The organism is Bradyrhizobium sp. Crot121 (assembly GCF_059512385.1).
Genome location: NZ_JCAMOR010000130.1, coordinates 1 through 12050, shown reverse-complemented (window position 1 = coordinate 12050; position 12050 = coordinate 1). Strand labels below are relative to the sequence as shown.

General features: G+C 60.2%; 10 protein-coding genes and 1 pseudogene. All 11 read right to left on the bottom strand.

The window, feature by feature from the left end:
- On the bottom strand, positions 1–409 hold a 409-nt coding region (locus AC5ZGW_RS43580; protein ID WP_496114116.1), incomplete at its 3' end, for a transposase.
- Positions 410–490: 81 nt separating this feature from the next.
- Entirely contained in the window at positions 491–691 is a 201-nt protein-coding gene (locus tag AC5ZGW_RS43575; protein WP_028169133.1) for a CCE_0567 family metalloprotein, read from the bottom strand.
- Between the two features lie 9 nt (positions 692–700).
- A complete protein-coding gene (locus tag AC5ZGW_RS43570) occupies positions 701–1171 on the bottom strand; it encodes a NifX-associated nitrogen fixation protein (RefSeq protein WP_028169134.1) in 471 nt (156 codons plus the stop codon).
- 8 nt (positions 1172–1179) lie between these two features.
- Positions 1180–1575 carry a nitrogen fixation protein NifX gene (nifX, locus tag AC5ZGW_RS43565; RefSeq protein WP_130229807.1) on the bottom strand — a complete coding sequence of 132 codons (396 nt, stop codon included), beginning with the start codon at positions 1573–1575 and terminating at the stop codon, positions 1180–1182.
- The gene (gene nifN, locus AC5ZGW_RS43560; RefSeq protein ID WP_028169136.1) at positions 1572–2978 is read right to left on the bottom strand and encodes a nitrogenase iron-molybdenum cofactor biosynthesis protein NifN; all 1407 of its coding nucleotides are present in this window, start codon (positions 2976–2978) and stop codon (positions 1572–1574) included. Before nifN ends, nifX begins: the two co-directional genes overlap by 4 nt.
- A gap of 8 nt (positions 2979–2986) precedes the next feature.
- Positions 2987–4651 (bottom strand): nitrogenase iron-molybdenum cofactor biosynthesis protein NifE, encoded by a 1665-nt coding sequence (gene nifE / locus AC5ZGW_RS43555; RefSeq protein WP_130229806.1) that lies wholly within the window; start codon positions 4649–4651, stop codon positions 2987–2989.
- A 99-nt stretch (positions 4652–4750) separates the two neighbouring features.
- Positions 4751–6310, bottom strand: a complete 1560-nt coding sequence (gene nifK, locus AC5ZGW_RS43550) for a nitrogenase molybdenum-iron protein subunit beta (protein WP_028169138.1) — start codon at positions 6308–6310, stop codon at positions 4751–4753.
- A gap of 72 nt (positions 6311–6382) precedes the next feature.
- The gene (gene nifD / locus AC5ZGW_RS43545; protein ID WP_130229805.1) at positions 6383–7885 is read right to left on the bottom strand and encodes a nitrogenase molybdenum-iron protein alpha chain; all 1503 of its coding nucleotides are present in this window, start codon (positions 7883–7885) and stop codon (positions 6383–6385) included.
- Positions 7886–8795: 910 nt separating this feature from the next.
- A pseudogene (locus AC5ZGW_RS43540) lies at positions 8796–10040 on the bottom strand (cysteine desulfurase).
- Positions 10037–11374: a Fe-S cluster assembly protein SufD gene (gene sufD, locus AC5ZGW_RS43535; protein ID WP_028169396.1), complete on the bottom strand. Its 1338-nt coding sequence runs from the start codon at positions 11372–11374 to the stop codon at positions 10037–10039. Before sufD ends, AC5ZGW_RS43540 begins: the two are co-directional and overlap by 4 nt.
- Positions 11375–11393: 19 nt before the next feature.
- On the bottom strand, positions 11394–12050 hold a 657-nt coding region (sufC, locus tag AC5ZGW_RS43530), incomplete at its 5' end, for a Fe-S cluster assembly ATPase SufC (RefSeq protein WP_496114115.1).

Genomic DNA, 12050 nt, shown 5'->3' with positions numbered 1-12050 from the left:
ACAATAGCGATTTGACCTGAGAATGGTTCAGAAGCTTGGTCATGAACTTCGTGAACACATCGCCGTTCTGCAGCCGCTCCCGGTTCTTGGTGAAGGTGGTCGGGTCCCAGACTGGATCGTCCGGCGACAGTCCCACGAACCAGCGATACAAAAGATTGTAGTCCAGTTGCTCCATCAACTGGCGTTCCGAGCGGATGCACACTTGCAGCAGCAAGGCGCTCAGCAATCGCTCTGGAGGGATCGAAGGACGTCCCTCGTTGGGATAGAGCCTCCCAAGGCTGCGGTTCAAATCACTCAATACATCCCGGACAAGTTCCCGGACCTTCCGCAGCGGATGGTTCGCTGGCACACGCTTATCCGGCGCGATGTACGAAAAGAGGCCGCTTTGATCCGTAAACCTGCCCCGCATGATCGTCTCCGCCGGTTCGAGATGATAAAAGTGAATCATCAAGCTCCCTCCGTGGCCAGGGGGTTCTTCAGCAGACTGCTACTAGGCCCTTTCCAGGGCCTTGAGGTCCTCGCGCTTGCGCTCGAGTTCGGCAAAGGCATCGTGCGCCTTCTGCGCCACCGCCATGATCGAGGTCCAGTTGACGGGCAATTCCTCCGAGAGGTCGTGCAGATCCATCTTGGCCTGCGTCGCCTTGGCCGATAGCTTTTTCATTTCTGCTTTTACGATTTCAAGATCGCTCATGAGCTGCCCTCAATAGTTCGCCACGTCGGGAAATTTCCGGATCATCTTGATGCCGCCTTTGACGTATTTGTCACCCTCGGCGGCGAGCTTTGCGAGATTGTCGAAGCCGAAGCGATGCACATCGCGCAGGCGCTTGTTCACCACGATCAGACGGCCGCCGATCAACACCATGCGACCAAAGCCTTCATGGTGCATCTTTAGCATCGCATGGATCATCACACCCGTCGCTTTCTCGATCGAGAGCGCGACCGCATTGAAGAACAGCTCCAGCCGCCAAACCACATCCGGATCTGGATCGCCAACGATCGGCAGCGCGCGCCGCTTTTCCTTATCCAGAATATACGGTTCGAGCAGATCGAGATCGCTCTTGCCGTCCCAGGCGCCATAAATGTCCTGGGCGCGCCAACTCTTAACCAGTTCTCTCACGAATGGCGCATCGAGCGTGTTCTCTGGTTGCACGATATCTGCAGCTGCAGTCATGGCCGTCCTCATTCTTCGAAATCGAGCGTGCGCTGCTGGTCTTTTGCCAGCGCCTTGCGCAGCCAGGGCGGCGGCGTACCCTTGAGCACTCGCTCGAGCTTCTCGACGAGGGCGAGGATGTTCTCGGGCTGACCCACCTTAATGGGATGTATATTGTTGGCCACCACGCGGGCGGCACCGGAGCCGCCGATAGCAGCGACATAGAGGATGGCGCAATCCTTGATCGCCTCGATCTTGGGCGCGAGCTTGTCCTCGTTGCCGTCCTCCTTGAAATCGCCGTCGAACTGGACCGCCTTCAGGAATACGTGCCCGCCCGGCCCAACATCATAGATGGCGATGTTCTTGGCCCAGCCAAAATGCGCATCGACGCGCCTCAAGTCCTGGGTAGCGAATGCGACCTTCATGCAATCGACCTCTCTGCTGCCTCGATGACGCTGAGGCCGCCCGGCCTAAAGGGCTGACTCCAGCTACGCCAGCTGTCGGGCGTCGGCCGGTGATTTTCCTCGCGGTCGGCGATCACGAGATTGGCGATTTTGAAGATCAGATCGCGCGTGCCGCGATAGCCGACGGATAGCTGGTGTCCCGCGCCGATCCGATCGAACATCGGAAATCCCGCGCGGTAAAATGGAATCTTCAGCCGCGCCGCCGCTTGGCGGCCATGCGAATGCGTAATCAGCAGATCGCACCCCCTCGTCCTAGCAAGCTCTTCCAGATCCTCAAGATCGCCGATGAGCACCTCCTTGGTCTCGATCCGCTCCAGCACCGGGGACTGCGTGGTTGTCACGGCCGCGGTGACCTGCGCACCCATCTCGTGCAGCATGCTGGATAGGTCGAACAAGAGGTCTGGCTCGGCACCTATCGCAAGCTTGCGGCCGCCGATATGGAAATGCGCGTCCAGCATCGCGTCTGCCAGCTGCCCGCGCTGGCGGCGATATTTTGCTGGCACAGGGCGGCCGCTGATCTCGCTCAGGAAAGCAATGAATTCATCGTTGGGGGTGAGGCCGCAGAGCCGCTCGAACAGGCGAAACGGCACCCCGGTCTTGGCCTGCATGGCTTCTGCCGCCCGTCGCATCTGCGCACCAATCGCAATGGTCCAGCTGGACCGGCCCATGCTCGCGACTTCGTCAACCCCGATGCCGCCAATGCTCGTCGGCGTAAATTCGTCCGGGATATGCCCGTCCAGCGATCCCGCAAGATCAGGCAGGAAGGATGGCTTCAGACCGAAATCCTCCAGGATGGTTCTCAGTTCGTCGAGGTCACCCGGCGTCAGATGACATCCGGGGAGAACATTCACCCGCGCGGGATCACGCTCTGCCTCGGCCGGCAGCGCCTCCGTCAGCACCTCGACGAGGCGTGCCACCGTCTTTTCCCAGCCGTCCTGGAAGGCATCCTTGAAATCAGGCGTCGAGACAAAGATCAAAGGAAAATTGGCGAGCTGCGGATGTTGCTCGCGGATCAATTTGATGTAGGCGTCGACATCATCGCCATTGGTTTCGGTGACCCCGGTCGAGCAGATCCCGATGATCTCCGGCTTGGCGCGATTATAGATGTTGAGGATAGCCTGCTCGACATTTTCATAACCGCCGAGCACGGTCGCCACCTCGCTCATCGCAGTCGTCTGCAGCGGCACCGCCTCCTTGAAATGCCGCACGAACAGCGTGAGCCCAAACGACGTGCAACCTTGCGAGCCGTGCAAAAGCGGCATCGCCCCACGCAGGCCCATGAAGGCGAATGCGCCGCCGATCGGCTGACTGATCTTGAGCGGGTTGACCGCGCACGCCTTCGTCGGCGTGGTAACAATGGCCATGACTTGTCCTATTCCGCGGCCCGCAGCATGGCAGGCGGCGAGGAAACCGGCATGGTGGCTAGGACGTCCTCGATGCGCCTCTTGCAGCAGCCACCGAACGCGTCGGTGTGCTGGCGGACTGCCTCGACGCTGGTCAGGCCATGCGAGCGGATCGCATCCTCGATGGTGCCGAGATCGACTTCCTTACAGAAGCAAACCTTTTTCGCGCGCCGCATCGTCTGCGGATCGGCGGCGATCTCGGCAGCCCGCCCACGCATCTTCGTGATCGTCTCGGTCTGCCGGTTCTTGGCCACCTTGTCCCACGGCACCGGTCGACGCAGCTGCTCCCAAATCGGGTTGAACAGCGCCTTGTCGATCTCCTCGACCAGCTTCACCATACCGATATAGCCCATGTAGGCGTGGCAGCGCTCCTGGTTAATGTCGAGCCAGGGCATCGCTGCCTTGAGCGCAACAAATTGCGATTTGCCACCCGAGAGCATGATGTCCGCTTTCGCGTCGGTCAGCATTTTGTATATCTCGCGCGGCGTCATGTCCTCAATCATATGGGCATCCTGCCCCATCAGCTCCTTGATGCGCTCCTTGTCCTGCTTGGTGGATTTCTTGACGCTGGTGCCGACCAGCTCGAGCCCCGCCTCCTGCAGCGCAGCCACCACGGACCAGGACTTGACACCGCCGGTGATCAGTAACGCCCTCTTCCCGGCAAAGCGCGGCTTGTACGGCTCGATCGCGGCCCAGGCGCGCGCCTCCTCCCGCGCGATCACCGTCTCGGTGCGCCCGATCAGTTCGGAAGGCGCGCCGCGTTCGACCAACAGCCGCGCGATCTCGCGCAGCGAACCGCTGGAATCCTGGATGCCGTAGAACGATCCCTCGAAGAACGGAATGCCGTAGCGCTCCTCCATCTTGCGCGCAACGTTGATCATCGCCTTCGAACATACCAGCATGGCAGCGCGCGCCCGGTGCGAAGAGGCAACTTCGCGATATTTGCCATCGCCGGAGATGCAGGAGAGGATGCGGATGCCGAGCTCGTCAAGCAGCGGCTTAACCTGCCAGAGCTCGCCGGACAGGTTGTATTCCCCGATCAGGTTGATGTCGTAGGGCGTGGTGTAGTCCGGCTCTTGCGTGCCGATGACATGCTCGAGCAAGGCCTCGCCGGCGAGCTTATTGCCGAGGTTCTTGGGGCCGACGAAGCCCGGCGAATTTACGGGAATGATCGGTTTGCCGAGCTTTTGCGAAGCCGCCTTGCAGACCGCATTGATGTCGTCGCCGATCATGGCGGGGACGCAGGTCTGATAAACGAAGATGGCCGGCGGATCGTACTTGTTGATGATCTCCTTGATTGCCTTGTAGAGACGCTTCTCGCCCCCAAATACGATGTCGGTTTCGCGCATGTCAGTGGTGAAGCCGGTGCGCCAGATGCTGGCATCAGAGGAAGACGCACCGCGGTTGTCCCAGGAGTTCCCCTCACAGGCGATCGGACCGTGCACCAGATGGGCGACGTCGGTAAAAGGCTGCAGCGCGATCTTTGCACCGTCGAAGGCGCAGCCGCCTGCGGCGCCGCCCGGCTGTAGCTGCTTGTTGCAGCCCTTCTTGCGCTCGGCAACCGACTTGTTGGCGTTCTTGGCGCAGCCCGGCTCATTAAAGATCTCTTGGATCCTGGCCGATAGCGAACTCATCCATCTCTCCTCTCAACCGAGCTTGTGCGCAAAGATCAGCCCATCTGCGCTTAGGCCATCGCCGATGTTTGGCGGCGATGGCGCCCGCGTCATTCGTCATCAACGAATGATGTCGAAGCTATAGTCGGTTTCGCCGAGAACGTTGGTCTTCTTGTCGATCTCGTCGAAGATCTTGTCGAGAATCTTCACGAGCACGTTCATGCCGCCCTGATAGCCCCACACCGGAGAGCGGTGATGGTGATGCCGATCAAAGATCGGAAAACCGATGCGGATCAGTGGCACACCGGTGTCGCGCTCTAGATACTTGCCATAGGTGTTGCCAATCAGGAAGTCGACCGGCTCGGTGAACAAGAGCGAGCGCATATGCCAGAGGTCTCGCCCCGGATACGCGTGGCAGTTCTGTCCAAACGGCGAACTCGCAAACAACGTCTGCATTTTTGCCTCCCAATCCTTGTTGCCGTTCGTCGACAGCACATGGATCGGCTCAGCGCCAAGCTCGAGCAGGAAGGCAGCCAACCCGTAGCAGAGGTCTGGATCGCCATAGATTGCGAATTTCTTGCCATGGATGTGCGCACTGGAGTCAGCCATCGCGTCGACCAAGCGACCGCGCTCTCGCGCCAATTCCTCGGGGATATCCTTGCCAGTGATGCGCGACAGCGCCACGAGGAACTCATCCGTTGCGGAGACGCCGACCGGATAATTGAACGCTACGACCTCATGGCCATGATGTGCGATGAACGGCAGCGTCTTTTCCGTGCACCACTGCTGCATCGAGATCGTTGCCTTAGCGTGAACCGCCTTCGCGGCGTCTTCCAGCGTGGTGCCGCCGTCATACATCCGGAACTCGCCGTCGGTTGGTGTATCAAACACATCGGAATTGTCGGCGAGAACGGTGTACTGGATTGCCATCAACTCAAAGATGCGCTTGATCTCACGGATGTTGCCGACGGTGTAGCCGTCAAAGCCGCCGATAAAGTTGATCTTCTCGTTGGGCACCCGCTCAAGCTTCGGCGTTGTTCCGGCCTTGCCGTCCCAGAAATGCTCCAGGATACCCTTGAGCGCATTATCATAGCCGGTGACGTGGCTGCCCACGAAGGCTGGCGTGTGCGCGAACGGCACATCGAAATCCGCTGGAACCGAGCCTTTTTCCTTGGACGTTTTGATGAAGGCGTTAAGGTCGTCTCCGATCACCTCCGCCATACAGGTCGTGGAGACCGCGATCATCTTGGGCTTGTACATATTGTAACTGTTGGCGAGCCCATCAATCATGTTGTTCAGCCCGCCGAATACGGCAGCGTCCTCCGTCATCGACGAGGAGACGCAGGAGCTTGGTTCCTTGAAGTGCCGCGACAGATGGCTGCGGTAATAGGCCACGCAGCCCTGGGAGCCGTGCACGAAGGGCAGCGTGCCCTCAAAGCCAACGGAGGCGAACACCGCGCCGAGCGGCTGGCAGGCCTTGGCTGGGTTTATCGTCAGCGCTTCGCGCGCAAAATTTTTCTCGCGATATTCGGGCGTCTTCGCCCATTCCCTGATGCGTTCGACCTCCGCGGGATCGCGGGGATTCTCGAACATCTTCTTCTTATTGGCCAGCATCTGCTGGTATTCCGGTCCGCGGAACAGCTCGAAGTGATCGAGCACGTGTTCTGCACTCTGCGCCATAGGTAGGATCCTTTCAAAAAAGCGTCATCAATATCAGCTCCGGCCCTCAGGCTGAGAGCCGGTCACTTTGCGTTATTCGGCAGCTAACAGTTTCGCCTTTTGGACACCCTTCCAGGGCGCCTTGGTCCTCTTCCAGATCGGCGAGTTGATGGCCATGTCCATGTCGCGTGCGAAGATCGCAAATCCGTCATAGCCATGATACGGACCCGAATAGTCCCAGGAGTGCATTTGGCGAAACGGCACGCCCATCTTCTGGAAGACATATTTCTCCTTGATCCCCGAGCCGACCAGGTCAGGCTGGACCTTCTCGACGAAGCGTTCGAACTCGTAGCCGGTGACGTCGTCGTAGATCAACGTGCCATCCTTGACGTAGTGCTGGGCGGTGCGCTGGTAGTCGTCATTGTGGCCGAACTCGTAGCCGGTGCCGACGACCTCCATGCCGAGATCTTCATAGGCGCCGATCACGTGGCGCGGACGCAGTCCGCCAACGAACAGCATCACGCTCTTGCCTTCCAGGCGCGGGCGATATTTTGCGACCACCGCGTCCACCAGCGGCTGATATTTTGCAATCACCCGCTCGGCACCCTCCTTGATCTTGTCGTCGAAAAAGCCGGCGATCTTGCGCAGCGACTCCACGATCTTAGAGGGCCCGAAGAAGTTGTATTCGCACCATGGAATCCCAAACTTCTCCTCCATGTGGCGTGAGATGTAGTTCATCGAGCGGTAGCAATGCAGCACATTAAGCTTCGCCTTCGGCGTTGCCTCGAGCTCGGCCAGAGAACCGTCGCCGGACCACTGCGCGATTACGCGCAGGCCCATTTCCTCCAGCAGGATTCGGGATGACCAGGCGTCGCCGCCGATATTGTAGTCGCCGATGATCGCGACATCGTAGGGGGTCGGCTCAAACGTCGGCTTGCCCTCGGGCGAGACCTTGTCGAACACCCAGTCGCGCACCGCGTCGTTGGCAATATGGTGGCCGAGCGACTGCGACACGCCGCGAAAGCCCTCGCAGCGGACCGGCACGATAGTCTTGCCGCCATATTCCTTCGACTTTGACCTGGAGACCGCCTCGATGTCGTCACCGATCAGGCCGATCGGGCATTCCGACTGGATGGTGATGCCGTTGTTGAGCGGGAACAGCTCCTGGATCTCGTCAATGATTTTGACGAGCTTCTTGTCGCCGCCGAACACGATATCCTTTTCCTGGAAATCGGAGGTGAATTGCAAGGTCACGAAACTATCGATGCCTGTCGTGCCAACGTAATAGTTACGCCGCGAGCCCCACGAGTACTGTCCACAGCCGACCGGACCGTGGCTAATGTGGATCATGTCCTTGATCGGGCCCCACACCACACCCTTGGAACCCGCGTAGGCGCAACCGCGGATCGTCATCACGCCTGGGATCGATTTGAGATTGGACTTGACTCCGCAGTCCGACTTGCCGGCCTCGTGAACATTGAGGTGCTTGGCGCGCCGTTTCGCAGTCTTCTCCGGATAGATCTTCAGCACCTCCTCAATCAGCTCTTTGTTGCGGGCTTTGATTTCCGCGATGCTCTGGGTCGTGGCGAGACTCATGCTGATATCCTTCAGAAGGTTTCCTGTTGCGATGACGGCTCTCGACCAAGAGTTTGCAACGACCATGCCAGCCGCGGCGTGAACGCAAAAATCCACGCAGTTGGAAGTAGATAGCCACACTCGCGCGGCTGACCGGACTGTTGTTGCAAACCCGACATCGAACGTGTCCACGGACCTGCTCGTTTGATCCTGTTCGAAACAAAACAAGCCGGGCACGCATGGTTTTGCACCCGCGGATTTTCCACACAAGCCCGCGAGAGTATTGCGATACTTGCCGGGGCCTACTACCGGAAGCTATCTAACGAAGCGACCCAGCTGCAAGGCCGCGGCAGCCAATCTGGCTCACGGATCGTCGCGAAGCCCGACCGGTGCACACCTCACCCGCGATGGTGCCTTGCGCGTGGCCTCGCCGCCATCCTGCTATTGGGTCGACCAACCAGGGAGATCGTCGCGGCCGACGCGCGGGGGGTGTTCGAGCGCCTGAGCATCTCAAGCCGCAGCGCCGAACGATTTTTAGCTCCATGATCTTACGTGTGCAGCCGAGGCCGAGGCTGCCCTAGCTGATACGCGTTGACGCAACTAAACCTGATCCTCGACTCTGCCGAGAGACCCGCCCTGTGCTCGAGACGAACCGGCTCGTGAGCGCGAATGATGACGAAGGCGGCGTGCGCCATGAACTCAAGCGGGTGTAGTAGAGATCATGAAGAAAACGCCAGCTCTGCCGCACATCCCAGCGTCGCCCGGATAGACCAGCGGCTACCCGGTATGCGGTTGTCTGCGTCGTTCTTAATCAGCGTCAAGGAGCGGACGCACTCTCCGGCGGAGACGTCCAGCGATATGAGGTTCGCGCATAGCATTAGCAATTCGCGTATACACAACGCGCCTCATGGTTCTGGGCCCGTTCCTGCCCTCATGAGAACAGCTCCTGCGCTTTGACAAGGGCACCCGCCAGCGCATCGATCTCTTCATAGGTGTTGTAGAGGGCGAACGAAGCGCGGCACGTTGCTGGCACGCCAAACGCTCGAGCAGCGGCATCGCGCAATGGGTCCCGGCGCGCACCGCCACGCCTGCACGATCGATGACGGTGGCAAAATCGTGCGCATGCGCGACTTTCATATCGAAGGAGATGATTGCGCCCTTCTCAGCCGCCGTTCCAATAATGCGTAAGGGATTGATGCCGCGCAGCTTCTCCTGCGCATAAGCAAGCAGTGCGCTCTCGTGCTTGTGGATCTGTGGCTTGCCTATTGAATTAATATAGTCCACAGCCGCGCCCAGACCGATCGCCTCGACGATCGGGGGAGTTCCAGCCTCAAACCGGTGAGGTGGATCACCATATGTGACACCGTCACGCGAGACCTCGCGGATCATCTCGCCGCCACCGTTGAACGGCGGCATCGACGCCAGATGCGCATATTTGCCGTAAAGCACGCCGATACCGGTCGGCCCATAAAGTTTGTGGCCCGTCATCACGTAAAAATCGCAATCAATGTCGCGGACATCAACATCCAGATGGACGCAGCCTTGCGAGCCGTCGACCAACACCTCGATGCCGCGCGCATGCGCGATCCTCACGATCTCCTTCACCGGCAGGACAGTGCCGAGCGCGTTGGACATCTGTGTGATCGCAACCATTTTGGTGCGCTCGGTCAGAAGCCGCTCGAACTCCTCGAGGAGAAAATTGCCCTCGTCGTCCACTGGCGTCCATTTGATGACAACGCCGTGGCGTTCCCTCAGAAAATGCCAGGGCACGATGTTGGCGTGGTGCTCCATGATCGAGAGAACAATCTCATCCCCGGGTGAGATGCGCTCGCGGCCGAAAGTCTGGGCGACCAGATTGATCGCCTCGGTAGCGCTACGAGTAAGACAAACTCTTCGGTGCGGCGCGCGTTGAGGAACTGCGCCACTTTGGTGCGGGCGCCCTCATAGGCCTCGGTCGCGGCGTTAGCCAGATAGTGCAGACCGCGATGCACGTTGGCATATTCGGACGTGTAAGCCTGCATCATGCGATCGAGCACCGCCTTTGGCTTCTGCGCCGAGGCGGCGTTATCGAGATAGACCTGCGGCTGCCATAGACCTGCAGCGCCAGCGCCGGAAAGTCCTCGCGCACCCGCGCAACATCGTAAGCGCCGTTGGCGACCGCCGGATGCGCGCTCATCCCCTCGCCTCCAGCCAGCGCTCGGCCAGTACTATCACGAATTCGCGTAACCTCCCGTCGGCGATTTCCTCGATAGCTTCGCCGAGGAAAGCCTGGACCAAGAGCGCCTGTGCCTCCTTCCCGGAAAGGCCGCGTGCGCGTAGATAGAACAGCAGAGTCTCATCCAGTGCGCCGGATGCCGCGCCATGGCCGCAGGTGACATCGTCGGCAAAGATCTCCAGCTCCGGCTTGTTGTCGGCTTCAGCCTCGTCGGACAGCAAAAGCGCACGCGTCATCATCCTGCCGTCCGTCTTCTGTGCATCAGGACGCACGATGATGCGGCCCTGGAATACCGAGTGGCCGCGGTCGTCGACGGCCGCGCGGAAATTCGCCCGGCTCGTGCAATGCGGCACAGCGTGGTTGACGACCAAGGTCGTGTCACCATGCTGTTTGTCCCTCAGCAGGTTGATGCCGTTGACGGAGAGCTCGGCGCCCTCGCCCGCCAATGTGATGAATGCCTGGTATCGGCTCACAGCACCACCACAGATCATGCTGAACAATTTGAGTTTCGCGCTCGCCCCGAGCGCGAACAATCCGGAGGAAATGTTGGTGGCGTCCGCCCCGTCCGCTAGAACGTGCAGATGGGCAAGATTGGCCGCCTCACCAACCGAGACGATCACCGCATCATTGGCCTGATGGTTGCGGGCGCCTTCGGCCGCCACAAAGCTTTCGACCACGGCCGCCTGCGCGCCCTTGCCAAGCCTCAGATGCGAGCGAGTGAAGCTTGACGCCGACGAGGTGGTTGCGACATGGACGATTTGAATCGGTCGGGATAACTCGGTGCCGTCGGTGACCGTGATGACCACGCCGTCGGTCACCATCGCGGCATTGAGCGAGATCACCGCATCCGTCGTTGCGGTCAGCAGCAGGTCGCCTCTCCCCTCGTTAGCTGGATCGTCCAGAACTTCGCGCAGCGTGCGCACGTTGACGCTCTGGCCCAACTCGGCGATGTCGGAGAGATTGGGCGCGAACAAACCATCGACGAGCACTAGCTTCGCTGCGCCCTCGATCGCTCCCTTCTCGACGGCAGCTTGCGCGACTGCAGCCCTTGCCCGCGCGAGCGCAGCCGCATCCGGTTGCGGCGCGAGCGGTAGGACGTGGCGCATTAGCGCGCGCAGGTCGGTGTATCTCCATTCCTCGATCCGCCGGTGCGGTAAGCCGACGCGCTTGTAAGCGTCGAATGCCCTCGCGCGGATGTCGGCAACAGAGCCTGCGCCGGGCAGCCGTCCGTTGGCCTTGACGAACACATTGCCCACCGCGCGTCCGGGATCGGTTTTTGACAGAACCAGGTTCATCGAAAACTCCTTGCGCTCTCTAGGCCGCGTGCTCGAACGGAGCGTAGCCGGCGGCCTCGAGCTCCAGCGCGAGATGCTTGTCGCCGCTCTTCACGACACGCCCCTTCGCCATCACGTGCACATAGTCCGGCACGATGTAGTTGAGCAGGCGCTGGTAGTGGGTGATCACGACCATGGCACGCTCGGGCGAGCGCAGCGCGTTGACGCCGTCGGCCGCGATCCTCAGCGCGTCGATGTCGAGGCCGGAATCCATTTCATCGAGGATACAGAGGCTCGGCTCGAACAGCGCCATCTGCAGGATCTCGTTGCGCTTCTTTTCGCCGCCGGAGAAGCCGACATTGACACCGCGCTTGAGCATGTCCTGCGGGATGTTGAGCGACTTTGCGACCTCGCGGACCTTCTTCAGGAAGTCCGGCGTCGAATATTCGCTCTCGCCGCGCGCCTTGCGCTGCGCATTCAGCGCGGTGCGCAGGAAGTTCATGGTGGCGACCCCGGGGATTTCGACCGGATACTGGAACGCCAGAAACACGCCCTTGGCGGCGCGCTCGTCCGGCGCCATCTCCAAGAGGTCCTCGCCGCGGAACAGGATCTGTCCGCCCGTGACCTCATAGCCGGGCTTGCCGGCGATGACGTGCGAGAGCGTCGATTTGCCGGAGCCGTTCGGCCCCATGATCGC